The 22,926-nt window shown below is 74.2% G+C and carries 23 protein-coding genes; 11 read left to right on the forward strand and 12 right to left on the reverse strand.

What is annotated here, in order from left to right; all coding sequences use genetic code 11:
• The first annotated feature begins 21 nt into the window (after window positions 1-21).
• The 4 genes from KZ813_RS14560 (at window position 22) to KZ813_RS14575 (ending at window position 2,075) form a co-directional block, all read left to right on the forward strand.
• Entirely contained in the window at window positions 22-492 is a 471-nt protein-coding gene (locus tag KZ813_RS14560; protein WP_219755700.1) for a PTS sugar transporter subunit IIA, read from the forward strand.
• Window positions 479-937 carry a PaaI family thioesterase gene (locus KZ813_RS14565; RefSeq protein ID WP_219755701.1) on the forward strand — a complete coding sequence of 153 codons (459 nt, stop codon included), beginning with the start codon at window positions 479-481 and terminating at the stop codon, window positions 935-937. Before KZ813_RS14560 ends, KZ813_RS14565 begins: the two co-directional genes overlap by 14 nt.
• Window positions 934-1,269, forward strand: coding sequence for a DUF1491 family protein (locus tag KZ813_RS14570; RefSeq protein WP_219755702.1), 336 nt, complete (start codon window positions 934-936; stop codon window positions 1,267-1,269). Before KZ813_RS14565 ends, KZ813_RS14570 begins: the two co-directional genes overlap by 4 nt.
• A 173-nt stretch (window positions 1,270-1,442) precedes the next feature.
• The gene (locus tag KZ813_RS14575; protein WP_219755703.1) at window positions 1,443-2,075 is read left to right on the forward strand and encodes a cell wall hydrolase; all 633 of its coding nucleotides are present in this window, start codon (window positions 1,443-1,445) and stop codon (window positions 2,073-2,075) included.
• Between the two features lie 206 nt (window positions 2,076-2,281).
• Here KZ813_RS14575 and KZ813_RS14580 read toward each other — a convergent pair whose 3' ends face one another.
• The 8 genes from KZ813_RS14580 to KZ813_RS14615 form a co-directional block, all read right to left on the reverse strand.
• Window positions 2,282-3,691 carry a M20/M25/M40 family metallo-hydrolase gene (locus KZ813_RS14580; protein ID WP_258046806.1) on the reverse strand — a complete coding sequence of 470 codons (1,410 nt, stop codon included), beginning with the start codon at window positions 3,689-3,691 and terminating at the stop codon, window positions 2,282-2,284.
• A 61-nt stretch (window positions 3,692-3,752) separates the two neighbouring features.
• Complete coding sequence (locus KZ813_RS14585; RefSeq protein ID WP_219755704.1) at window positions 3,753-4,727, reverse strand: retroviral-like aspartic protease family protein; 975 nt, start codon at window positions 4,725-4,727, stop codon at window positions 3,753-3,755.
• A 101-nt stretch (window positions 4,728-4,828) separates the two neighbouring features.
• The gene (locus tag KZ813_RS14590) at window positions 4,829-6,511 is read right to left on the reverse strand and encodes an ATP-binding protein (RefSeq protein ID WP_219755705.1); all 1,683 of its coding nucleotides are present in this window, start codon (window positions 6,509-6,511) and stop codon (window positions 4,829-4,831) included.
• 78 nt (window positions 6,512-6,589) lie between these two features.
• Window positions 6,590-7,354 carry a TIGR02186 family protein gene (locus tag KZ813_RS14595; protein WP_219755706.1) on the reverse strand — a complete coding sequence of 255 codons (765 nt, stop codon included), beginning with the start codon at window positions 7,352-7,354 and terminating at the stop codon, window positions 6,590-6,592.
• Window positions 7,351-8,265, reverse strand: a complete 915-nt coding sequence (locus tag KZ813_RS14600; protein ID WP_219755707.1) for a sulfite exporter TauE/SafE family protein — start codon at window positions 8,263-8,265, stop codon at window positions 7,351-7,353. Before KZ813_RS14600 ends, KZ813_RS14595 begins: the two co-directional genes overlap by 4 nt.
• A gap of 96 nt (window positions 8,266-8,361) precedes the next feature.
• Complete coding sequence (locus KZ813_RS14605) at window positions 8,362-9,369, reverse strand: hypothetical protein (RefSeq protein ID WP_219755708.1); 1,008 nt, start codon at window positions 9,367-9,369, stop codon at window positions 8,362-8,364.
• Window positions 9,366-10,691, reverse strand: a complete 1,326-nt coding sequence (locus KZ813_RS14610) for a glycosyl transferase family protein (protein ID WP_219755709.1) — start codon at window positions 10,689-10,691, stop codon at window positions 9,366-9,368. The genes KZ813_RS14605 and KZ813_RS14610 overlap by 4 nt, the downstream gene beginning before the upstream one ends.
• Window positions 10,692-11,009: 318 nt before the next feature.
• On the reverse strand, window positions 11,010-11,486 hold the full coding sequence (locus KZ813_RS14615) for an outer membrane protein assembly factor BamE (RefSeq protein WP_219755710.1): 477 nt from the start codon (window positions 11,484-11,486) through the stop codon (window positions 11,010-11,012).
• Between the two features lie 132 nt (window positions 11,487-11,618).
• Between KZ813_RS14615 and KZ813_RS14620 the strand changes: the two genes are divergently transcribed.
• Window positions 11,619-12,140 carry a ubiquinol-cytochrome C chaperone family protein gene (locus KZ813_RS14620; protein ID WP_308461901.1) on the forward strand — a complete coding sequence of 174 codons (522 nt, stop codon included), beginning with the start codon at window positions 11,619-11,621 and terminating at the stop codon, window positions 12,138-12,140.
• Window positions 12,137-12,664, forward strand: a complete 528-nt coding sequence (locus KZ813_RS14625) for a YceD family protein (RefSeq protein ID WP_219755711.1) — start codon at window positions 12,137-12,139, stop codon at window positions 12,662-12,664. The genes KZ813_RS14620 and KZ813_RS14625 overlap by 4 nt, the downstream gene beginning before the upstream one ends.
• 209 nt (window positions 12,665-12,873) lie before the next feature.
• On the opposite strand, the gene KZ813_RS14630 is transcribed toward KZ813_RS14625, so the two are convergent.
• Window positions 12,874-14,343 carry a S41 family peptidase gene (locus KZ813_RS14630; protein ID WP_219755712.1) on the reverse strand — a complete coding sequence of 490 codons (1,470 nt, stop codon included), beginning with the start codon at window positions 14,341-14,343 and terminating at the stop codon, window positions 12,874-12,876.
• Window positions 14,344-14,472: 129 nt separating this feature from the next.
• Here KZ813_RS14630 and KZ813_RS14635 point away from each other — a divergent pair, with 129 nt between their 5' ends.
• On the forward strand, window positions 14,473-14,826 hold the full coding sequence (locus tag KZ813_RS14635) for a hypothetical protein (protein WP_219755713.1): 354 nt from the start codon (window positions 14,473-14,475) through the stop codon (window positions 14,824-14,826).
• A 17-nt stretch (window positions 14,827-14,843) separates the two neighbouring features.
• Here KZ813_RS14635 and KZ813_RS14640 read toward each other — a convergent pair whose 3' ends face one another.
• Entirely contained in the window at window positions 14,844-16,313 is a 1,470-nt protein-coding gene (locus tag KZ813_RS14640; RefSeq protein ID WP_219755714.1) for a M23 family metallopeptidase, read from the reverse strand.
• 203 nt (window positions 16,314-16,516) lie between these two features.
• Here KZ813_RS14640 and KZ813_RS14645 point away from each other — a divergent pair, with 203 nt between their 5' ends.
• From KZ813_RS14645 to KZ813_RS14660, 4 genes are all read left to right on the forward strand, one after another.
• Window positions 16,517-19,009, forward strand: a complete 2,493-nt coding sequence (locus KZ813_RS14645) for a helicase-related protein (protein ID WP_219755715.1) — start codon at window positions 16,517-16,519, stop codon at window positions 19,007-19,009.
• Between the two features lie 14 nt (window positions 19,010-19,023).
• A complete protein-coding gene (locus tag KZ813_RS14650) occupies window positions 19,024-19,314 on the forward strand; it encodes an RNA-binding S4 domain-containing protein (protein WP_219755772.1) in 291 nt (96 codons plus the stop codon).
• 54 nt (window positions 19,315-19,368) lie between these two features.
• Window positions 19,369-19,710 carry a ferredoxin FdxA gene (gene fdxA / locus KZ813_RS14655; protein ID WP_183922656.1) on the forward strand — a complete coding sequence of 114 codons (342 nt, stop codon included), beginning with the start codon at window positions 19,369-19,371 and terminating at the stop codon, window positions 19,708-19,710.
• A 77-nt stretch (window positions 19,711-19,787) separates the two neighbouring features.
• Window positions 19,788-20,588: a glutaminyl-peptide cyclotransferase gene (locus KZ813_RS14660; protein WP_219755716.1), complete on the forward strand. Its 801-nt coding sequence runs from the start codon at window positions 19,788-19,790 to the stop codon at window positions 20,586-20,588.
• 172 nt (window positions 20,589-20,760) lie between these two features.
• Here KZ813_RS14660 and KZ813_RS14665 read toward each other — a convergent pair whose 3' ends face one another.
• Entirely contained in the window at window positions 20,761-21,540 is a 780-nt protein-coding gene (locus KZ813_RS14665) for a sulfite exporter TauE/SafE family protein (RefSeq protein WP_219755717.1), read from the reverse strand.
• A gap of 163 nt (window positions 21,541-21,703) precedes the next feature.
• Window positions 21,704-22,837 carry a non-hydrolyzing UDP-N-acetylglucosamine 2-epimerase gene (wecB, locus tag KZ813_RS14670; RefSeq protein ID WP_219755718.1) on the reverse strand — a complete coding sequence of 378 codons (1,134 nt, stop codon included), beginning with the start codon at window positions 22,835-22,837 and terminating at the stop codon, window positions 21,704-21,706.
• Between the last annotated feature and the right edge of the window lie 89 nt (window positions 22,838-22,926).

Here is a 22,926-nt window from a genome sequence, read left to right on the forward strand (position 1 = left end):
GCCACCTACTTGGCATCGATCATGGCTACTGACCTGAGCGACCTGCTCGTGCCCGAGCTCGTCGTCGTGGGACTGCCCGCGGCGTCGAAGAAGGCCCTCTTCACCCAGCTCGGCGCGCTCGCCGCGCCCTGGGTGGGGCTGGACGCGCGCGCGATCGCCGACGGGCTGGCCGCGCGCGAGCGGGAAGGGTCGACCGGCTTCGGCGGCGGGATCGCGATCCCGCACGCGCGGCTCGCGGGGATGAAGCGGGTCGCGCTGATCGTGGCGCGGCTGGCACAGCCGATCGGCTTCGCCGCGGTGGACGACGTCGCGGTCGACGTGGTCGCGGCGATGCTCTCCCCGCCGCAGGCCGGTGGCGCGCACCTCAAGGCGCTGGCGCGCGTGGCCCGGCGCTTCCGCGACCGGACGCTCGTCGCGAAGCTGCGCGGCGCCGGCTCGCCCGACGCGATCTACGCGTTGCTCACCGCGGACGAGACGCGTGACGCGGCCTGAGGGCGCGGCGGCGCATCACCGCGCGCTGGAGTCGCTCTACGCCGCCGCGCCGATCAACCGGCTCTTCGAGTCGCGGCTCGAGATCATCGAGCCCGGCGTCGCGCGGATCCGCTTCCGCGTCGACCCGCGCCACTTCCACGCCGCCGGCGCGGCGCACGGCACCAGTTACTTCAAGATGCTCGACGACGCCGCCTTCTACGCGTGCAACAGCCTGGTGACCAACCGCTTCCTGCTCACCACCCAGTTCAGCCTGCTGCTCACGCGCCCGCTCGGCGAGGGCGAGGTGGTGGCGGAGGGGCGCTGGGTGAGCGGGCAGCGACGCGTCTTCGTCGCCGAGGCGCGGCTGGTCGCCGCCGACGGCGAGGAGGTCGCGCGGGGCACCGGCACCTTCATGCGCTCGCGGATCGCGCTCGCCGCGCTGCCCGGCTATGCGGCGGCATCGTGAGCGCGCGGTTGCCCACCCATCTCGCGGTCGGCGCGCTGCTGCGCCGGGTCAACGACAGCGGCGGCATGGCGGTGGTGCGCGCCTCGGGCGAGGCGCAGTCGGGCGCGGTGCTGGTGCTGCTGTGCGAGGGGCGCGCGATGCGCGCGGTCGAGCGGATGCGCGGGATCGACGACCGGGACGTGCTGGTCGCGGCCGGGCCGGGCGACGGCGACTCGATCGCGGTCGAGGATTACTGGCGGCTGCGACGGCGTCGCGACCCCGACCTGTGGGTGATCGAACTGGACGTCCCGGACGCCGAACGGTTCGTCGCTGAAACGATGCTGGTCGATTGACGCTGTTAACCTCTCGCCCGTAGCGAGATGGGATCGACAACAGGCGTTGTGCCGACACGGGGTGCGATCCCGGACGGTGACGCAGTCGGGGGGGCACCCGGTCGGTCTTTTGGGACAGCTAACGCTGCTTCAGCGACCGTATCCGCGTACCCACCGCACAGACAAGACCTGGAATGCCCTTACGTTCCCGCGCTGCCGCTCTCGCAGCGTTCACTGCCTCGATCGTCTCGCTCGCCCTGCAGAGCGCGCCCGGCCTCGCCGCCGAAGTGCCGACGCTCCCCGGTGTCGCGACGAGTCAACTCGCCGTCACCGACGCGGTTCCGGCGACGTCGGCGCCCGACAGCGCCGACCAGATCCTCGACCAGGACTCCGCCGCCCAGGCGGACGACGAGGTCGCCTACCCCACCCTCGCCGCCGCCGTCGCCGACCAGTCGATCCCGTCGAACACCGACGAGGACATGCGCTGCCTCGCCGGCGCGATCTATTTCGAGTCGCGCGGCGAGCCGCTGACGGGCCAGCTCGCGGTCGCCGAGGTGATCCTGAACCGCACCAAGTCGCGCCGCTTCGGCGGCAGCGTGTGCGACGTCATCACCCAGAAGGGTCAGTTCTCCTTCGTCCGCGGCGGCGTGATGCCGGCGGCGCCGTCGAACGACGACTGGCGCACCGCGATGGCGGTCGCCAAGGTCGCGATGAAGGACGCGTGGGAGACCGACGCGTCGAACGCGCTCTACTTCCACCACCGCAGCACCGGCCGCGCCGCCGGCCAGCGCGTCGCCTCGATCGGCAACCACGTCTTCTTCCGCTGAGCGCGGTCGCGCTCGCGGGTGATGGGACGAGTGTCCGCCGCCCGTAGCTGATCGGGCACGTCGGCCCCCAACGAGATCGTCACCCCGGTGAGAGCCGAGGTCCAGCTACGGAACCGTCGTGGGTCTCACCGCGGCGTTCTCAGCTGGACCCGGCCCTTCGCCGGGGTGACGCGTCGGTGACCTAGGGGGTGTTCTCGTCCCGACGCTCAGCCCGCATACGCCTTGGCCAGATCGAACAGATAGTCGCGGGCGGCGTACAGCGACTCCACCCGGATCCGCTCGTTCAGCCCGTGCACCCCGTTGAAGTCGGGGTCGAGGAAGGTCCCCGGTACGCCGTAGACCGGGATGCCGATCGCCTCGAGGAACACGCCGTCGGTCGCCCCCGTCGACATCGTCGGCAGCAGCGGCACGCCGGGGAAATGCTTCCTCGCCAGCGCTTCCATCGGGCCGATGATCTTGGGATCGAGCGTGGGCGGCACCGCCGTGGGGCGGATCGGCTGGTTGGCCGTGACGGTCACCTTGCTCCCGGCGAGCTCGCGCAGCTTGGCCAGCGTGCCGTCGACTGTCTCGCCCGGGAAGATGCGGCAGTTGACGTTGGCGGTGGCGCGCTGCGGCAGCGCGTTCTCGGCGTGGCCCGCGCTCAGCAGCGTCGTCACGCAGGTGGTCCGCAGCGTCGAGTGCATCACCTTGTCGCGGCTGACGATCGCGTCCGCCGCCCGGTCCGGCGGGTCGGCCAGCAGCCGCGTGATCGCGGCCGCCTGCTCGCCGCCGACGCGCCTCGCGCTGGCGGCGAAATAGGCGCGCGTCGTGTCGGTGAAGCGCACCGGAAACTCGTAGTTCTGCACCGCCTTGATCGCGTCGGCGAGCTCGTAGATCGCGTTGTCGGGCACGGGCGTGGAGCTGTGGCCGCCCGGGTTGGTCGCGAGCAGCGTGAAATTCTGCGCCGCTTTCTCGCCGACCTGCACCGCCAGCAGCTGGCGCTTGCCCTGCGCGTCGAGCCGCCCGCCGCCGCCCTCGTTGAGCGCGAACTCGGCCGCGATCAGCTCGGGCCGGTGCTGTGCCAGCCACTGCGCGCCGTTGAAGGCGAAGGTGGTCTCCTCGCCGCAGGTCAGCGCCAGCTTGATCGTGCGCCGTGGCCGATAGTTCTGCTCGCGGAAGCGGACCATCGCGTCTGCCCAGATCGCCGCCATCGCTTTGTCGTCGACCGCGCCGCGCGCGTAATAATAGCCGCCCTCCTCGACGAGCTTGAAGGGGTCGCGCTGCCAGTCGGCGCGCTTGGCCTCGACCACGTCGAGGTGGCCGAGCAGCAGCATCGGCTTGAGCGCGGCGTCGCTGCCGCGCAGCACCGCGACCACGCCGCCGTCCCTCGGGTGCTCGGGGGTGGAGAAGAGCGTGACGTCGGTGTCGGCATAGCCCGCGCGCCTCAGCCGTGCCGCGACCTGCTCGGCCGCCTGGGTGCAGCTGCCGACGTCGACCACCGTGTTGGTCTCGACCATCTCGCGGTAGAGATCGAAGAAGGCCTTCTCGTCGGGTCGCGCCTGCGCCGCCGCGCCGCCCGCTACCATCGTCCCCGCCAGCAGCCCGGCGAGCAGAGCCGCCATCCCGATCCCGCGCATCGATCCTCCCTCGTCCGTCCGCCGCCAGCCTCGCAGCGAAGCGCGCGGGGCGCAACGGCTCTCAGCCGCTGTAGCGCAGGTCGCGCGGCAGCAGCAGGCGCAGCTCGCGGTTGGCGAAATCGATGTGGACCCGGCGGAACAGCCGCAGCGCGTCCATGCCCAGCATCAGCGCGGGCTTGTCGTCGATGCCGAAGACGCGGAACGGCGCGGCATCGGCGAAGGCGATCGGCAGCGAGCGGATCTTGGCGGGCCCCAGCGTCATCTCGGGCAGCAGCGCGTAATCGGCGGCGAGCTGGACGCCGAGCACGCTGGTCAGCATCGTCGTCTCGCCGCGTCGCCCCGACAGGAGCCGCCGCAGCGCGAGGTTGCCGAGGCTGACGCTGGTCCCCGTGTCGAGCACCACGCGCACGCGCCGCCCCGCCACCGTGGCGCTCGTCACGACCAACTGGCCGAACAGGCTGCGCGCCTGGATCACGATCTCGCCGGGCTCGCGCTTGAGCCGCTCGCGCTTGCTCGACGGGGTCACCTGCATCCGCTGCGAGTCGAAGTCGATCGTCAGCGCCTGGCCCTGCAGCGTGTCGATCCCGAGCATGCCGGGGGCGCCGAGGTGGCGTGCCTCGAGCGCTGGCGCCTCGATCCGCTCGCCACCGACGCTGCCGACGGGCCTCGGACTCACCGTGATCGCCGGGATGATGACGGTGTCGACGTCGCTCGTCCCCGCCATCGCGACCAGGCGAACGCGGCGGCCGCGCGGCAGGCCGAGGTGCGCGGCGAGCTGGCGCGAGATCACGCTGCGCTGCGCGCCGGTGTCGATGATGAAGGGGAAGGGACCCGCCCCGGCGATCTCGACCGGCACGGTCATGCGGTCCTCGGCGGTGAGGAAGTCGAGCTCGTCGCCGACCCCGGCGGGCAGCTCGTCGGGCAGCGTCACCGGGCTGACCCCCGGTGCGGCCGCGGGCGCCGGGGAGGGCACCCCGACCTGCGCCGTCGCGGGCAGGGTCATGCCGGCCAGCACGAGCGCGAGCCACCTCTCCATGACAGCGATGGTACGCCCGATCCGGACGGAGCGCCAGCGGCGATGCCGGCCGCCGAGCCGGGGCGCGGCACGAGGGTGAGCGGTCGGCGCGGCGCCGGCGCTCAGCGGCCCTGGCCGCGCCAGCGCTGGATCGTGCGCGCCACGATCTGCTCCTCGCCGCCGCCCTCGCGCCACAGCGCCGAGAAGATCGGATCGTCGGACGCGGGCCGCTTGCCTTCCTCCAGCGTGTCGAAGGCGACCCGGATCGGGATCGCCACGCCCTCGCCGCACACGATCGCCTCGCGGTTACGCAGCGCGGGCAAAGCGTCGAGGAAACCGCGCGCGCCCTCGGGCATCGCGGCGCGCACGAACGCCTGGTCGCGCTCGTTGTTGAGCCGCATCGAGATGATCGTGCCGCACTGCGACAGCACGCCCTCGGCGAGGTCGGACGGGCGCTGCGTCACCAGCCCGAGCGAGACGCCGTACTTGCGCCCCTCCTTGGCGATGCGGCCGAGGATGCGCCCCACCGCGGTGCGCTCCTCGCGCCCGGCGGGGACGTAGCGGTGCGCCTCCTCGCAGACGAGCAGGATCGGGCGCTGCGGCTCGTTGCGCGACCAGATCGCGAAGTCGAACACCATCCGGCTCAGCACCGCCACCACCACCGCGGTGATCTCGCTCGGCACGCCCGAGACGTCGATGATCGAGATCGGCTTGCCGTCGCCGCAGAAGCGGAAGATGCGCTGCACGAACGCCGCCATCGTGTCCGCCACCAGCATGCCGGAGAACATGAAGCCGTAGCGCGGGTCGGCTTTCAGCTCGTCGAGCTTGTTCTTGAGCCGCAGATAGGGCGCGGTGTCGCCGGCGCGGTCCATCTTGCCCATCTCCTGCTGCAGGATCTGGGAGAGGTCGCTGAGCAGATAGGGGATCGGCGCGTCCACCGTCAGCCGCGCGATCTCCTGTCCCAGCCGGCTCTTGCCGCGCGCGGCGAGCAGGCATTTGGCGAGGATGTCGGCGTCGACCTGGCGCTCCGGCCCGGCGCTGGTGAGCAGCACCTCGCAATGTTCCTCGAAGTTCATCAGCCAATAGGGCATCTGCAGGTTCGAGACGTCGAACAGCGCGCCCTCCTCGGCGAAGGCGGCGCCATACTCGCCGTGCGGGTCGATCATCACCACGTGCGCCTGCGGCGCCAGCCGGCACAGCCGGTGGAGGATCAGCGCCGCCGCGGTCGACTTGCCGGTGCCGGTCGAGCCGAGCAGCGCGAAATGCTTGCCCAAGAGCGAGTCGACGTACAGCGAGGCGCGCACGTCGCGGGTGGGGTGGACGGTGCCGATCGCGATCGCGGCGCGGCCCGAGGCGGCGTGGACCTGCTCGAGGTCGGCGCCCGTCACCGCGAACACCTCCGCGCCCGGCAGCGGGAAGGCGGTGACGCCGCGGCGGAAATGGTGGAGGTGGCCGGTGAGCCGCTCGACCTCGCCCTCGCCGATGAAGTCGACCGCGGCGATCACCTGGTCGGCCTGGCCGCGCGCTAGCCGCACGGTCCGCACCGTGGCCACCAGCCACATCCCGCCGGCGCTCACCTTGAGCTGGCCGCCGACCTGGCCCGCGCTGGCGACCAGCGGGTCGGGATGGCCCGCGAGCGCGGCGAGCGAGGGCGAGTCGAGCACCAGCTCGCCCTGGCCGCCCGCGATCTCGAGCACATAGCCGAGCGGCGCGGCGCGGGCGGGCGTGGGCGCCGGGGGCGGCGCGTCCGGGAAGGCCGCGGCGAGTGCCGCGCGAAACTCGCCCTGGCCGACGATGTCGTTCATACGAAACTGCTTTTCCCTGCGATCCGAGCGGGGACAGCGGTACCGCCGCTTCGTAAAGATAGGATGGAGGCGCGCGCCTCAGCCGCGCTGCGCGAACCGTCCCGCCGCCCAGCCGAGCAGCACCGACAGCGTCACCGCGGCGAGCCCGTAGAGGATCTCGTGGCGCTGCGCCGCGGCGGCGACGAAGCGCTCGAAGCCGGACTTGCGGATGTCGATCTCGCGCACCGCGGCGGCGAGCACGCGGCCGTCGCGGATCAGGAAGGTCTCGGCGGTGAAACGGCCCACCGGGACCCGCGCGGGGATCACGACCCGCGCGCGATAGAGCACGCCGTCGGTGATCTCGACCGCGCCCGGCGCCTCGTAGAACAGGCCGGCGCGACGGCGCTGCTCCACCAGCCCGCGGGTGAAACGGTCCTGCACCTCGGTCGGCGCCGCCGAGGCGGGGGAGAGCTGGAGGCTGTCGAGCCCCAGCTCGTAGATCGCGCGGGTGCGCGCGTCGACCAGCCGGCCGAGCGGGCGCGACGACGCCAGCGCGTAGAAGGAGGGCGCCGAGCGATAGCGCAGCCGCCCGGCGTTGACCCAGATGCCCGCCACTTTCTCCTTCTCGCGGATCGTGATCGACTGGGTCGGCCCCTTCACCACGATGACGATGTCGGCGGGGCGCTCGCCGGTCGGGACCCGACCGCCGGGATAGAGGATCGCGCCGAACAGCAGCAGCTCGGCGCCGGTGAAGCTGTAGGCGATCTCGATGTCGCGCTGCGACACGTCGGGCACCAGCACCGGCTTGCTCTGCGCGGTGAGCAGCGGCGCGGCGAGGGCCAGCGCCCAGGCGGCGCGCCTCACGTCAGCTCCACCGCGTAGATCTCGTCGGGGCGCCAGCCGAGCCCGAGCGCGATCCGCCCCGCCACCAGCAGCACCATCAGCGCGAGCGCGAGCCGGAGATACTCGGGCCGCGCGCGCGCCGCGAAACGCGCGCCGACCTGCGCGCCGACGACCGAACCGACGAGCAGCAGCGCGGCCAGCACGATGTCGACCGCGCGCGTCGTGGTGGCATGGACCATCGTCGCCGCGGCGGTGACGAACAGGATCTGGAACAGGCTGGTGCCGACCACCACCGAGGTCGCCATGCCGAGCAGGTAGATCATCGCGGGCACCAGCACGAAGCCGCCGCCGACGCCGAGCAGGATCGTCAGGATGCCCGTGAAGAAGCCGAGCAGCAGCGGCGCCAGCGGCGAGATGTACAGCCCCGAGGCGTAGAAGCGCATGCGGAACGGCAGCGCCGCCACCAGCGGGTGGTGGCGACGGCGGCGCGGCGGCGCGGCGCGGCGCCCGCGCGCCACCAGGATCGCGCTCACCGCCTCGCGCAGCATCATCAGCCCGATCGAGCCGAGCAGCAGCACGTAGGTGATCGCGATCGTGGTATCGATCTGCCCCCAGCGCTGCAGCAGGCGGAACAGCCAGGCGCCGAACAGCGAGCCGAGCACGCCGCCGATCACCAGCACCGTGCCCATCCGCGTGTCGACGCCGTTGCGGCGGAAGTGCGCGAACACGCCCGAGACGCTCGCGCCGGTCACCTGGGTCGCGGCGGAGGCGGCGGCGACGGTGGGGGGGATGCCGTAGACGATCAGCAGCGGCGTCGTGAGGAAGCCGCCGCCGACGCCGAACATGCCCGAGAGCAGCCCGACGCCCGCGCCGAGCGCGATCATCACGAGCGCGTTCACCGACAGATTCGCGATCGGCAGGTAGATGTCCATGGCGCTCCCAGCCGCTAGCCGGTTCGGGGCGCCGGCGCCACCGCCGGGAAGCCGCGAGCGGCGCGACGCGGGACGAGGCCCCCGTCGGGCGCACCGTCAGCGATCGATCCCGATCGTCAGCGCCGCGCCCGAGCCCGGCCGCGCGTCCCCGGCGACGCGCGCGCGCCACGCCAGCGTCGCGCGCGCGTGCCCGAGCCGCAGCGTCGCGGTCGGGCCGAGGTCGAGCCGCCCGGCACCGCGCTGCGCCGCGCCCCAGGCGCCGACGCCGAGCCGCAGCGTGGCACCGTCGCGAGTCGCGACCGGCCGCTCGAGACTCACCGCGCTGTCGGCGTAGCCGCCGCGCCGCTCGATCGCGCCGGCCTGGACATAGCCGTCCAGCAGGGCGCCGGCACCGATCGCCCGATCGCTGATCCCGCCCGTCGCGCCGAGGCCCCAGCCGCCGCGCAGGCCGGCCACGCCGACGCGGCGCTCGGCCAGCAGCCGGAGCGGCAGCGTGCGCGGCTGCCACTCGACCGCGGCGATCGCCTCGCGCTCGCGCGCCCGCACGGCGGACACCAGCCGCAGCGAGACCGCCAGGCGCGCGTCGTCGTCGATCACCCTGGCGACCCGGGCACCCACCTGCGCCCCGCCGAGCTGCGGCGCGGCGGTACTCGTCGCCGCGCCGCCGCGTAGCAGCAGCCAGCCGGTCTGCGACCAGCGCGGCGCCGCGTCGGCCCCGATCGGCGGCGCGGTGCCGTCGAGGCCGAGCGACGTCGGTCCACCCGATGGCCGATGGTCAGGCTCGGCCGGTCTCGCGGGCGGGAGCGCTGGCGGCGCCACGCTCCGGGCCGCGAGGATCAGCCGCGGGGATCGGGTCGGCGGGTGCGGGGCGGCCGGACGTGGCACCGCGACGTGACCGGGTCGACGCTCGGGTGCTACCGACGCGCCCACGATGGTTCCGGGGCGCGGGGCGAGCGGGGCGGTCGGTCGCGGCGCGATCACCGACGCCGCGATCGCCGCGCGACGGGCCGCCGGCGCCCGCTCCTGCCACAGCCACGCCGCCCGCGCGCTCACCCAGAGCGCGAGCAGCAGCCCCCAGCAGCGCAGCGCGCGCCCGCGTCTCACGGCACGTCCGGGAAGCGATGCGCGGTCTTCTCCCACCGCAGCGGCGCGCCGCGCAGCGCCGCGACGTGAAGCCGCGCCGCGCGCCATGCCGACAACACCAGCACCGCGTTGGCGACCGCGATCCGCGGCAGCGCGCGCAGTCCCTCGCGCCAGCCATAGGCCGCCGCGGTCAGCCGCGCGCGCGCGACCAGCCGCCAGCCGAGCAGCACGGCGTTGATCGCGAGCATCGCGCGCAGCCCGCGCGGCGGCATCGGCGGCGAGTCGCCGCGCCAGTGATGCCCCGCGGCGCTCATCGCCGCCAACGCGACCGCGGTATAGCCGGCCGTCACCGCGGCGGCGGCGAGCGGCGCGCGCCGGTCGCGCCAGCGCATCCAGCGCTCGGCGACGCGGCGCGCGCCCCAGCCGGTGCGATCCCAGCCCGCGAGCGCGATGCCGCCGACCCAGCGCGCTTTCTGCCGCACCGCGCCCGGCAGCGTGTCGGGGAAATAGGCGCGGGTCGCGATCAGCCCGCCGGCGGCATCGCGCCACCGCGTGAACCGCACCGTCAGCCCGAGCGCCGCCGCGCGCAGCCCGAGCTCATAGTCCTCGGTGAGACTGTCGGCCGCGAAGGGCAGGCCGTTCGCCGCCGCGAGCTGCTCCAGCGCGGCGTAGCGGATCGCGCAGCCGACCCCCGCGAGCGGCAGCGCGGCACCGAGTGCGCCGCGCGCCACCAGGTCGCGCGCGTGGGTCTCGGCGAACTCGTCGGCGTAATGGCCGGTGATCCAGCGTCGCGCCGGGTCGATCAGCGGCAGCACCGGCAGCTGCACCAGCGCCGCGTCGCGCAGCGCGTCCGCCGCCGCGCGCGGCTCGAGCGGGTGGACCATGTCCTCGGCGTCGTGGAGCACCACCGCGTCGGGGCGCCAGTCGCGGTCGGCGGCGAGCACGCGCCAGAGCTGGTTGAGACAGTCCGCCTTGGTGGTGGGGCCATCGCGCGCGCCGACGACGAGGCGCAGCCGCGCGTCGTCCACGGCGCGCACCGCGGCCGCGGTGGCGGGGTCGTTCGGGTAGCAGCCGACATAGATCCGATAGTCGCCATGATCGTAGCGCGCGAGCGTCGCCCGGAGCATCGCCCCGATCACGCGCTCCTCCCGCCACGCCGGGACGAACAGCGCGAACCGCAGCGGCGGGGTGCCCGCCGGCACGCGCAACACGCGATCCGGTCGCCGCGCGGCCGCGGCGATCAGGTCGAGCAGCAGGTCGTCGAGCCCGAGCAGGAGCAGCGTGACCGCGGCGAACAGCGCCGCCTCGGCCGCGACCCGGTCGAGCAGGGCGACCGCGCTCACCGGACCGCCGCGAGGACGACCGCTCGGCCGGGGGTGATCATCGCGGCTGGACTGTGGCCGATCGGCAACGTTCGCGAGAAAGCGTTAACGCCGGCGAACAAAGCGACCGGGCGCGCGTTAGCCGCCGCGGTCCCTTTCCCCCTTTCGGGACCGGTGCCGACCCCAAGCCGGTACTGGCCGCGTCGCGGCGTTCGTGGCGACGCGGCCGAACCGCGGGGGACCAGCGAAGGCGCGACGTCGCTGCACACCCGATCGTTATAGGGGCGTCACGCGACCGCGCCGCGGGGCCGGGTCGCCCCGCGCCCCGCTACGGCGAGATCAGGGACCGGTGCCGCCGCCGCCCGGGCCGCCGCCGGCGCCGCCCGCGCCCGCCGCGCCGACCGTCCCGATGTTGCCGAACAGGTCCTGGAAGAAGCCGCGCCTGCGCCCGAGCGTCGGCGTGGTCTTGCCGTCGGGCTTGAGCGCGACGACCTGGTCGATCCCCGACTTGCGCACCGCGCTGACGTTGCCGGCCTGGTCGAAGCTGATCTGCATCGTCAGCTGGTCGCGCGGCTTGGGCGGGGTGAAGGCGAGGTTGCGGCTGTCGCGCGAGACATAATACCAGTCGCCCTGGTTGAACTGGCTGGCGAAGCTGGGCGTGCCGAGCGTGGCGAGCACCGACTGGCGGTTGTCCACCCCGGGCTGGATCGAGTTCACCAGGTCGGCGTCGACGATATAGCCCTGGTGCGAGCGAAGCGGCGTGCACCCGGCGGCGAGCACGCCGGCAACCAGGGCGAGGGGAAGAAGGGGGCGCATCGATACTCCGCGGAAACCCAGCCGCCCGCCCGCGCGACACGCGCGCGTGGACATTGCGGCCTCGCGCCTCAATATGCCGGCGCGCGGGGCGAGACAAGCGCCGCGCCCGATGGTCGAGAGGAAGTGCGTCAGGTGGGTTGGCTGAGTGGGTGGCTGCGGCGGCGCGGACCGCGCGATGCGGCGTTGCCGCTGTACGACGCGGTGGTGGCGCGCGCGCGCCAGCCGCACTGGTATCTCGACGGCGCGGTGCCCGACACGCTCGACGGCCGCTTCGACATGGTCGCCGCGGTGCTGGCGATGGTGCTGCTGCGGCTCGAGCAGGTGCCCGACGGCACCGACGCCTCGGTGCGGCTGACCGAGCGTTTCGTCGACGACATGGACGCGCAGGTGCGCCAGATCGGCTTCGGCGACATGGTCGTGGGCAAGCATGTCGGCCGGATGATGGGGATGCTGGGCGGCCGGCTCGGCGTCTATCGCGACGGGTTGGCGGCGCAAGGCGACGCCGACCTCGACGCGGCGCTGGTGCGCAACCTCTATCGCGGGGTCGCCCCCGACGCCGCCGCGCTGGCGCACGTGCGCGGCGAGCTCAAGGCGCTGCGCCGCGCGCTCGACCCGCTCGGCGTGACCGAGATGATGGAAGGACGACTGGCGTGACGATCGAGTTCTCCCGCGTCGAGCGACTCGACACGATCGGCGGCGAGGACCGCCGCGTGACGATCGCGGCCGACGCCGACGAGCGCGCCGCGCTGGCCCGCCGCTTCGACCTGGTCGCGGTCGAGCGGCTCGAGGGCGCGTTCGCGGTGCGGCGCGACGCCGCGGGCGTGCTGGTGCACGGCACCGTCCGCGCCGCGGTGGTGCAGGCCTGCTCGGTCACCGGCGACCCGCTGCCCGCCACGATCGACGAGCCCGTGGCGCTCCGCTTCGTCGCGCCGGGGGCGGGTGGCGACGACGAGATCGAGCTCGGCGGCGACTCGATCGACACGGTCGAGCTCGAGGGCGGGGGGGTCGACCTGGGCGAGACCGCGGCGGAGACCATGGCGCTCGCGCTCGATCCCTTCCCGCGCGGCCCGCGCGCGGCGGGGGTGCTGCGCGCGGCGGGCGTGCTGAGCGAGGAGGAGGCGGGGCCGTTCGGCGCGCTCGCCGGGCTCAGGGCCAGGCTCGCGGCGCCGGAGGATTGAGCCGCCTCTGTCGGGCGCGATGGCGTCGACCGCGGGCCGCGCCGGCCCCGCCCGCGCGACCGCCACGACGTGGTCCGCCACGTCGCCGACCGTCACCGCTGGCGGGGTGCGCGCGGTCCCATGCCAGCAGCGGCGCCGCGGCGCGCGCGTCATAGACGTCAGCGGCGACGCCGGCCGAGCGCGCGTGGGCGGCCGCCGCGCCGGGCGGGTCAGAACAGGCCGGGCTGGTCGCGCTGTGCCGCGCTCGGGTGGGGCACGGTGAGCGCGCGGTCGGCGGGGGCGAACAGCCGGGTCGAGCGCGACAGCGCGGCGCTGGTGCCGATCCGCGTGCAGCTGCGCCCCGCGATATAGTCGAGCGCGGTCCGCAGCGCGCTCTCGGTCGGGTCGCCGAGCGCGTGGGAGACGTCGTCGTCCGCCTGGCAGCTCGCCTCGACCTTGGTGGCGAGGCCGTTGAAATAGTCGCCCTGCCGCGCCGAGTTCTGCAGCGCGATCGAAACCGCGAGCAGCCGGTCGTCGGTGCACGACGGATTGTCGAACGGGATCTGTCCGACCGGCTTGCCATAGGTGTTGCTGCCGATCAGCGCGACGTCGGCGTGGAGATAGGGGATCAGCGCGTTGATGACATATTCGCTCGCCGAGGCGGTCGCGCCCGTGCCGATGAAGGCGACGCGGGTCGGCGCGATCGCCTGCGCCTCGCGGCGGAAGTAGCGGATCTCGTCCTGGCTCGACTTGGACGGGCGATAGCTGGTGTAGGCCTGCACGTCCGAGGTCGAGCGCGCGCCGCCGAGCAGGTCGGTGAAGGTCTCGGCGGTGGAGAGCAGCCCGCCGCCATTGTAGCGCAGGTCAATCACCAGGTCGGTCACGCCCTGCGCGCGGAAGGTCGCGAAGGCGCTGCGCAGCTGGTCGTCGGCGCTGGCGATGAAGGTGCGCAGGTTGATGTAGCCGACCTTGCGCCCGTCCGACTCGAGCACCTTGGCGCCGTACCGGGTCGATACCGGCGTCAGCGAGTAATCGGCGGTGGTCAGAGACACCACGCGCGTGCCGGCGGGATCGCTCACCCGCAGCACGCGCTGGCTGCCCGGCGTCGAATCGTCGAACACCGCGTTCAGCGCCGCATTGTCGTTCTTGGCGACGATGTCGCTGATGTCGCGCAAGTTGGCGGTCGAGGTGCCGATCGCGAGGATCTGCGCGCCGCGGTCGATCCCGGCGGCGAGCGCCGGCGCGTTCTCGAATGCCTCGCTCACGTACAGGCGGTTGGTCGAGTCGAAGGCGAGCCGCACGCCGATGCCCGCGGTCTTGCCCGAGGCGAAATAGGCCGCGTCTGCCGCCGCCGAGGTGACGTAGGTGAAATAGCGGTCGCGGTTCTGCGCGCGCGCCGGCGCGGTGAGCGCGTCGACATAATCGTCGAGCGTGGAGTAACTCGCCGGGTCGACGTTGCCGGCGAGCAGTTCCGGGTAACGGTACCATTCGTTGAGGATGGAGAAGGCCCAGTCCTGCCGCGCGCGCAGCGCGCAGCCGCCGGTGCTACCCGTACTGCCGCTTCCGCTGCCACTTCCGCCGCCGCCGACCACGGTCGACCCGCCACCGGTGCCGACTCCGCTGGCCCGATCATCGCCGCCGCCGCACCCTGCCAGCATGCCAGCCAGCGCGAGCGCGCCCACCCACCGCGGTGTACGCATCACCTACTCCTACGAACCCGCGCCATTCGTATCGCTGCGTCGGCTACTTGTATATGGCGGCGCCGCGCGACGCCCGCGGAGATCGGCCCGGACTGGCAACATCGCGGGACGATCTGCTAGCGTGGCGGCATGATCGCGCGCTCCCTCCCCCCGCTCGTCCTCCCCGCGCTGCTCGCGCTCGCCGGCTGCGGCGGCAGCGAGACCGCCAACCAGGCCACGGCGGCGCCGCGCGGCGACTATGTCGCCAAGATGCAGGCGCTCAACGAGAAGGAACGCAACGTCGCGCTGTTCCGCGCCATCCGCGATGCCGGGCGCACGTGCCAGCAGGTCGAGCGCTCGGTCGCGACCGACCCGGTCGCGGGCAAGGCCGCCTGGGTCGCGACCTGCGACGATCGGTCGGCGTGGCTGGTCACCCTGAGCGACGACGGCACCGCCACCGTCACCGACGCGCGCGCGATCGCGGGGCGCGGCGCCGCCGGCTGAGCCGCCCGCGGGCTCGTCTATCCGATCAGCCGCGCAATCTTGGCGCGCATCGCGCGGATCGTCTCGGCGGGCAGCGTCTGCACGCTCGACAGCGACAGCGTGCGCGGGTTGACCGGCTGGCCGTTCTTCCACACCTCCCAGTGCAGGTGCGGCCCGGTCGAGATGCCGGTCGAGCCGACATAGCCGATCACCTGGCCGCGACGCACGCGCGCGCCCTGGCCGACCGCGAAGCGGCTCATATGGCCGTAGCCGGTGACGAGTCCGCCGCCGTGCGCCAGCTTGATGAAATTGCCGTAGCCGCCGGCGCGCCCGGCGAACTGCACCACGCCGTCGACCGCGGCGTAGATCGGGCTGCCGTAGGGCGCGCCGATGTCGGTGCCCTTGTGCATCCGCATGAAGCCGAGCAGCGGGTGCATCCGCATGCCGAAGGTGGAGGTGATCCGCCCCGCCACCGGCATCCCCATCGCGCCGCGGCGCTCGATCGTGCCCGACGGATCGAGCATCTGCCCGCCCTCGCCGTCCCGGTCGCCCCAGCGCACCAGCCGCACCTGGCGGCGGCCGTGCGCCAGCCCGGCATATTGCAGCTGGCCGACCTCGACCTCGCCGGTCGCGGCGCGCGCCTGGTCGGCGACGATGTCGAAGCGGTCGTCGCTGGCCAGCTGCCCCATCGGCAGCTGCGCCGCGATCGCCTTGATGAATGTCTCGACCACGCGCGCGGGCACGCCCGCGGCACGCGCGGAGCGATACAATCCCGCGCCGACCGTGCCGGTGACGTGGAGCGGGGTGCGGTCGATCGCGATCGACTGGCGGTCGAGCACCAGCCCCTCGCCGGCGCGCTGCACCACCAGCCGGAGGTCGAACGCGGCGCGGAAGGCGAGTCGCTCGAGCGGGCGCGGCTGGAACTTGGTCGGGCGGCGGCCGAGCGTCAGCGCCAGCATCGTGCCCGGCTTGAGCGAGTCGAGCGCCACCGCGTCGCCGACCAGCCCGGCAATCCGCCCCGCCTCGCCGCCGCCGACGCCGGCGCGCTGGAGCGCGGTGCGCAGCGTGTCGCCGTCCGCGAGCGCGGCGCTGAGGTCGATCTGCGGGCGCTCGGGCGTCTCGGCGAGCGGGCGCACCAGCGCGCTCGCCGCCATCCGCCGCCCCGTCGTGGCGCCGAGCGCGAGCGGCGCGATCCCCTGGGTGCGGGCTTCCTCCAGGCTGGCGCGGTCGCCCGCCGCGGCGAGGTCGCCGGTGATCGCGGGCAGGCCGGGGTTGAGCTGCCACGCGCCCCAGCACAGGGCCGCGCAGGTGGCGAGCCCGCGCCACCAGGTGCGGCTGCCGATGTCCTGGCCGAGGTCGGGGGTCCAGTCGGTGCGCGCCAGTGCGACCCGGGCGCGATCGAGCGCGCCGCGCTCGGCGAGCGGCACCAGCTGGCGTCCGAACGCGCGGCCGGTGCCGCGCCCGCCGGCGCCCGCCAGCTCCAACCCCTGATCGTCGCGCAAGAACACGCCGGCCGCCGCCTTCCGTCACGCGCCGAACCTACCCCCCGGCGCTTGGGTGCGAGCGTTGTGGAGAAGAGGTGCTAAAGTCAAATTAACCGCGCCTCGCCGCGGCGATCGCTGCGGCGGGACGGTCGTGTCCAGCGGCGGGCCGCGCGCGCGGACTGAGCGCGATTGCATCGCGCCGCCACAGACCCGATGTAGTCTGGGTCATGTCGCTCACCCCCCGCCCGCACGACGGCTCGCGCGTGATCGCGGTGCTGGGTCCGACCAACACCGGGAAGACGCATCTCGCGATCGAGCGGATGTGCGCGCATGCCAGCGGCATGATCGGCTTCCCGCTGCGGCTGCTGGCGCGCGAGGTGTACGACCGCGTCGTCGCGATCAAGGGGCCCGAGCGGGTCGCGCTGATCACGGGCGAGGAGCGGATCGTCCCCAAGGACGCGCGCTGGTTCCTGTGCACCGCGGAGAGCCTGCCGCTGGAGCGCGACGTCGCCTTCGTCGCGCTCGACGAGGCGCAGCTCGGCGCCGACCGCGAGCGCGGCCATGTCTTCACCGACCGGCTGCTGCGCGCGCGCGGCCGCGAGGAGACGATGATCCTCGGCTCGGAGGCGCTGCGCCCGGTGCTGCGCGCGCTGGTGCCCGAGGCCGAGATCGTCCAGCGGCCGCGCTTCTCCACGCTGAGCTACGCCGGCGCCAGGAAGCTCTCCCGCCTGCCCCGTCGCTCGGCGATCGTCACCTTCTCGGCCGAGGAAGTGTACGCCACCGCCGAGATGCTGCGCCGGCTGCGCGGCGGCGCGGCGGTGGTGATGGGCGCGCTCAGCCCGCGGACGCGCAACGCGCAGGTGGCGATGTTCCAGGCGGGCGAGGTCGACTATCTCGTCGCCACCGACGCGATCGGCATGGGGCTCAACCTCGACGTCGGCCACGTCGCCTTCGCCGGCCTGTCCAAGTTCGACGGCCAGCAGCGCCGCCGCCTCACCGTCGCCGAGATGGCGCAGATCGCGGGCCGCGCGGGGCGCCACCAGCGCGACGGCACGTTCGGCGGACTGACCGAGGAGGGCCCGGACGCGTTCGAGCCCGAGGAAGTCGCCGCGATCGAGGCGCACCGCTTCCCGCGGCTCGACTGGCTCTACTGGCGCGACGGCACGCCCGACCTCGCCTCGGTCGACGCGCTGCTCGCCTCGCTCGCGCGCCGACCCGAGCACGAGCGGCTCCGCGCCGCGCCCGAGGCGACGGACCTGCGCGTGCTCAGGCGGCTGGCCGAGGAAGCCGGCGTGCGCGACCGCGCGCGCGGCAACGTGGCGCGGCTGTGGGCGGCGTGCGGCATCCCCGATTTCGCCAAGCTCGGCATCGACCCGCACGCGCGCTTCGTCGGGCGCGTCTTCGGCTATCTCGCGCAGGGCTACGTGCCCCACCAGTGGTTCGCCGACGAGGTGGCGCGGCTCGACCGCGTCGAGGGCGACGTCGAGACGATCGCGGGGCGGATCGCGGCGATCCGCAGCTGGGCCTATATCGCGCAGCGCCCCGACTGGCTCGCCGATCCGGCGCACTGGGCCGCGCGCACGCTGGCGGTGGAGGAGCGGCTGTCCGACGCGCTCCACGAGAAGCTCACCCAGCGCTTCGTCGACAAGCGCACCACCGCGCTGGCCAAGAAGATCGGCAGCGGCGTCGGCGCGCTGCCGGTCGAGATCGATGCGCAGGGCGAGGTGACGATCGACACGCACGCGATCGGGCGGCTGGAGGGCTTCCGCTTCGTGGTCGCGCCCGACGCCACCGCCGCGGACAAGCGCCTGCTGCTCGCCACCGCCGAGAAGCGGCTCGGCGCCGAGCGGCGGCGCCGCGCCGACGCCTTGGTCGCGAGCGACGACTCGGGCTTCGCGCTCGACGGCGACGGGTCGGTCCTGGCCGACGGGTTGGCGGTGGCGCGGATCAGGCGGGGGCCCTCGCTGGCGCGGCCGCAGCTCGCGCTGGACCCGGCGCTCGACTGCCTCGATCCCGCGGTGCGCGAGTCGATCGCGACTCGGCTGCGCGCCTGGCTGACTGGGGCGATCGGTCGAGCGCTGCGCAGCGTCGCCGCGGCGGCCGAGGCGGCGCGCGCGCCCGCGGCGAGTCCGGCGCTGCGCAGCGTCGCCGCGGCGCTGGAGAGCGGCGCGGGCTTCGCCGAGCGGCTGCCGCTGCGCGCCGCGATCGAGGCGCTCGGCGCCGCCGACCGCCAGTGGCTGCGGCGACAGGGCGTGACGATCGGCGCGCTCGACCTGTTCGACGCGCGGCTGCTCAAGCCGGCCGCGCAGGCGTGGCGCCGCGCGCTGCTCGCCGCGGCGGGCGCGCCCGTGCCGCCATTGCCGCCGCCCGGCGCGACGACCCTGCCGCGCGGCAGCGCGGGCGCGGTGCCGCTGATGGGCTATCGACCGCTCGGCGCGCAGGCGGTGCGGATCGATCTGGTCGAGCGGGTCGCGCGCGCCGCGCACGACGCGCGCAGCGCCGACGGGCGCGCGCCCTTCGCGCCCGACCCGGCGCTGGCGGTCTCGATCGGGCTCGAGCCGGCGACGACCGCGCGGCTGATGGCCGAGCTGGGCTTCCGCCCCGCCCCCGTCGTCGAGGGGCCGCCGCATTACGTGTGGCGCGGCCGCGCCCGCGCGCGCGAGTCGCGCCCGCCCTCCGACAATGCCTTCGCCGCGCTGGCCGAGCTGGTGCGGCGGTGAGCGGCGGCGAGGCGATGCGGCTGGACCGCTACCTGTGGTTCACGCGTCTCGCCAAGACGCGCGACGTCGCCCAGGCGCTCGCCTGCGACGGCCGGCTGCGCATCGACGGTCGCGCGGTCGATCGCGCGCACGCGCCGGTGCGCGTCGGCAACATCCTCACCTTCTACCATGCCGGGCGCGTCCGCGTGCTGCGAGTCGAGGCGCTGCCGGGTCGTCGCGGGCCGGCGCCCGAGGCGCAGGCCTGCTACCAGGAACTGGTCGCCGGCGCGGGTGAGAACGGGTCGCAACGCGGCGACGAGCGTTGACGCGGGCGTGATGCGGCGCAAAAGCGGCGCGCGAGAAGCGAGGATATCCCGATCATGACCTACGTCGTCACCGACGCGTGCATCCGCTGCAAGTACATGGACTGCGTGGAGGTCTGCCCGGTCGACTGTTTCTACGAGGGCGAGAACATGCTCGTCATCAACCCGTCCGAGTGTATCGACTGCGGCGTGTGCGAGCCGGAATGCCCGGCCGAGGCGATCCTGCCCGACACCGAGAGCGGGCTGGAGCAGTGGCTCGAGCTCAACAACACCTTCTCGGCGCAATGGCCCAACGTCACGCGCAAGCTCGACCAGACCCCGCCCGACGCCGATTCGTTCAAGGGCCAGGACGGCAAGTTCGACAAGTTCTTCTCGCCCGAGCCCGGCAAGGGCGACTGAATCGGGGCGACTGAATCGGGGCGACGCGCGGGCGTGCGCGGTTGCCGGCCGCGGCGCGCGCGCGTACCGCTGCGACCATGACCCGCCGGCCCGTCCCCGCGCTCCTCGCGCTGCTCGTCTCGCTCGCCGCGGCGGCGCCCGCCGCGCCCGCGCCCCAGGCGGCGTCCGCCGTCGCCGAGGCGCGACCGCCGGTGGTGGTGCCGACCGTGGTCGCGCGCTTCCCCCACGACCGCGAGGCCTTCACCGAGGGGCTGATCTGGCACGGCGGCGCGCTCTACGAGAGCGTCGGGCTGGAGGGCCGCTCCGACGTCCGCCGCGTCGATCTCGCCACCGGCAAGGCGGTGAAGCGCGCCGCCATCCCGCCGGCGCAGTTCGGCGAGGGGCTGGCGGCGTGGAAGGACCAGTTGGTCAGCCTCACCTGGCACGACGGCGTCGCGCATCGCTGGGCGGCGGCGACGCTGCGCCCGCTCGGCACCGCGCGCTACAGCGGCGAGGGCTGGGGGCTGACGAGCGACCGCACCGCGCTGATCCGCTCCGACGGCAGCGCGACGCTGACCTTCCACGATCCCGCGACGCTGGCGGTGCGGCGGAGGCTCGCGGTGACCTACATGGGCCAGCCGGTCGATCAGCTCAATGAGCTGGAATGGGTCGACGGCGCGCTCCTCGCCAACGTCTGGCACCAGCCGATGATCGTGCGGATCGATCCGGCGAGCGGGCGCGTGACCCAGGTGATCGACCTGCGCGCGATCGTCGCCGAGGTGGGCGCGCGCGACCCCGAGGCGGTCGCCAACGGCATCGCCTGGGACGCGGCGAAGCGCCGCCTGTTCGTCACCGGCAAGCGCTGGCCGACCATGTTCGAGATCCGGCTGCCCCGCTGAGGCGCGCCCGCGTCATGCCTGTATGTCGGATCGTCGATCCTCCGGTCTCGGGCCGGCGTCGCGGCACCGAAGCGCGGTGGGACGAGGGTCGACGCGGCCGAGCTCCCCTCCGCCGCGCCGCGCGCACCGCGGCGTCTCCGCGCCCCGCGCGTGACCTCGTCCGGCACCGCGCCTAGGCGAGCAGCCGCACGCCCACGATCAGCAGCACCAGCGCCAGCGCTGGCGTGACGACGCGCTCGGGCAGCCGGTCGGTCAGCCGCGCGCCGAGGATCACGCCCGGGACCGAGCCGAGCAGCAGCGCGCCGAGCAGCCGCAGGTCGATGTTGCCGATCAGCGCGTGGCCGATCCCACCCAGCAGCGCGACCGGCACGGCGTGGAGGATGTCCGTGCCGACCAGCTTCTTGGCGGTGAGCCGGAACGGGTAGAGCAGCAGCAGCAGCGTCGCCCCCAGCGCGCCCGCGCCCACCGACGTCAGCGTGATCAGCGTGCCGAGCAGCGCCCCCGCCGCGACCGTCAGCGCCGGCTGGAAGCGCAGCAGCGTCTCGGTGCGCGCGCCCTCGCGTCGCGCGAAGCGGCGCGCCAGCGCGGCGCGGAAGGGGGTGAGCAGCGCCGAGATCACCAGCGTCGCGCCGAGCACGCGCACGATCAGCCCGCCGCTCTCGGCGCGCTCGTGGTGGCTCCACAGCCACCACAGGGTCAATGCCACCGCGGGCAGGCTGCCGATGCAGAGGCGACGCACCACCGTCCAGTCGGCATTGTCCTGCCGGTGGTGGATCGCGCCGCCGACCATCTTGGTGACCGCGGCGAACCACAGGTCGGTGCCGACCGCGGTGGCGGGCGCGATCCCGAACAGCAGGATCAGCACCGGCGACATCAGCGAGCCGCCGCCGACGCCGGTGAGCCCGACGATGGCGCCCACGAGGAAGCCCGCGAGCGTGCTCAACCAGTCCATGTCGCGCGTCCCCCTGTCGCATGTCCCGGCGTCATCGCGCCCGATGTGCGACGCCGAGGGGCCATGCGGCAAGCGCAGAAATGCTTGGGACCGCCGCGGCGGCGGGCGCATCGGGGTTAGCGCACCCCGGCGGTCGCCCTGGGGGCCACCAGCGCCGACCCGCTCACGCCGCGCCGTGCAGCCGCGCGAGGATCGCCGCGATCCGCTCGCCCGCGTGCCCGTCGCCATAGGGGTTGCGCGCGCGCGCCATCGCGGCATGCGCCGCGGCGTCGTCGAGCAGCCGGTGCGCCGCCGCGACGATCCGCGCCGGATCGCTCCCGACCAGCCGCGCGCAGCCGGCCGTCACGCCCTCGGGCCGCTCGGTGGTGTCGCGCAGCACCAGCACCGGCAGGTCGAGCGCGGGCGCCTCCTCCTGCAGCCCGCCCGAGTCGGTGAGCAGCAGGTGACTCCTCCCCAGCAGCCGGACCATCGCGGGATAGTCGAGCGGCGGCAGTACCCTCACGCGCGGGTCGCGCGCGAGTCGCCGCGCCAGCGCGCGCGCCTGCGGCGCCGGGTGCGAGAGCAGCGCGACCGCGACGTCGTCGCGCCGCGCCAGCGTCGACACCGCCTCCGCCACCCGCCGCATCGCCGCCCGGTCCTTCTCGCGCCGATGCACCGTGACGGTGACGATCCGCCGCCTCCCCGCCGCCCCCACGAACGGCATCACCGCCCGGCCGAGCGACGGCGTCGCGGCGACCCGCGCGGCCATCGCCAGCAGCGAGTCGATCCCGCTGTTGCCGGTGACGTGGATCGCCGCCGACGGCACGTTCTCGGCGGCGAGCGCCGCGGCGGCGGTGGCGGTGGGGGCGAGATGGCAGTCGCTCACCGCGCTGATCGCGCGGCGCCAGCCCTCCTCGGGCCGAGGCGCGGCCAGATCGCCGCTGCGCAGCCCCGCCTCGACGTGAGCGAGCGGCACGCCGCACAGGTTCGCCGCCATCGCCCCCGCCCAGGCGCTGGACGTGTCGCCCTGTACCACCAGCCGCGCCGGTCGCTCCGACTCGAGCAGCGCCGCGACCGAGTCGATCATCGCGCCGAGCAGCCGCCGGTGCGGCTGCCCCGCGCGCATCAGGTCGAGGTCGACGTCGGGGGCCAGACCCAGTGCGTCGAGCGCCTGGTCGAGCAACGCGCGGTGCTGCCCGGTGGCCGCGACGCGCACCGCCAACCCCGGTCGCCGACGCAGCGCGGCGATCACCGGCGCCATCTTGATCGCCTCGGGCCGGGTGCCGAATAGGAGCAGGATGCGGGGCGCCGCGCGCATGTCCTCTTATTGTAGCGGGGGGCGGGGCATGCTGCGGCGCGGAACCTAGCGGGCATGCCGCGCGATTCAGCGGCGAGCGAGGAGGGTAG

The organism is Sphingomonas folli, assembly GCF_019429525.1.
Taxonomy (GTDB): Bacteria; Pseudomonadota; Alphaproteobacteria; order Sphingomonadales; family Sphingomonadaceae; genus Sphingomonas; species Sphingomonas folii.

Coding starts and splice junctions, on each gene's coding strand:
- KZ813_RS14575 (WP_219755703.1), top strand. CDS start 1,443: ATGCCCTTACGTTCCCGCGCTGCCGCTCTCGCAGCGTTCACTGCCTCG.
- KZ813_RS14600 (WP_219755707.1), bottom strand. CDS start 8,265: ATGGACATCTACCTGCCGATCGCGAATCTGTCGGTGAACGCGCTCGTG.
- KZ813_RS14635 (WP_219755713.1), top strand. CDS start 14,473: ATGATCGCGCGCTCCCTCCCCCCGCTCGTCCTCCCCGCGCTGCTCGCG.
- KZ813_RS14590 (WP_219755705.1), bottom strand. CDS start 6,511: ATGAACGACATCGTCGGCCAGGGCGAGTTTCGCGCGGCACTCGCCGCG.
- KZ813_RS14645 (WP_219755715.1), top strand. CDS start 16,517: ATGTCGCTCACCCCCCGCCCGCACGACGGCTCGCGCGTGATCGCGGTG.
- KZ813_RS14585 (WP_219755704.1), bottom strand. CDS start 4,727: ATGGAGAGGTGGCTCGCGCTCGTGCTGGCCGGCATGACCCTGCCCGCG.
- KZ813_RS14650 (WP_219755772.1), top strand. CDS start 19,024: ATGCGGCTGGACCGCTACCTGTGGTTCACGCGTCTCGCCAAGACGCGC.
- wecB (WP_219755718.1), bottom strand. CDS start 22,837: ATGCGCGCGGCGCCCCGCATCCTGCTCCTATTCGGCACCCGGCCCGAG.
- KZ813_RS14580 (WP_258046806.1), bottom strand. CDS start 3,691: ATGCGCGGGATCGGGATGGCGGCTCTGCTCGCCGGGCTGCTGGCGGGG.
- KZ813_RS14615 (WP_219755710.1), bottom strand. CDS start 11,486: ATGCGCCCCCTTCTTCCCCTCGCCCTGGTTGCCGGCGTGCTCGCCGCC.
- fdxA (WP_183922656.1), top strand. CDS start 19,369: ATGACCTACGTCGTCACCGACGCGTGCATCCGCTGCAAGTACATGGAC.
- KZ813_RS14665 (WP_219755717.1), bottom strand. CDS start 21,540: ATGGACTGGTTGAGCACGCTCGCGGGCTTCCTCGTGGGCGCCATCGTC.
- KZ813_RS14630 (WP_219755712.1), bottom strand. CDS start 14,343: ATGCGTACACCGCGGTGGGTGGGCGCGCTCGCGCTGGCTGGCATGCTG.
- KZ813_RS14660 (WP_219755716.1), top strand. CDS start 19,788: ATGACCCGCCGGCCCGTCCCCGCGCTCCTCGCGCTGCTCGTCTCGCTC.
- KZ813_RS14560 (WP_219755700.1), top strand. CDS start 22: ATGGCTACTGACCTGAGCGACCTGCTCGTGCCCGAGCTCGTCGTCGTG.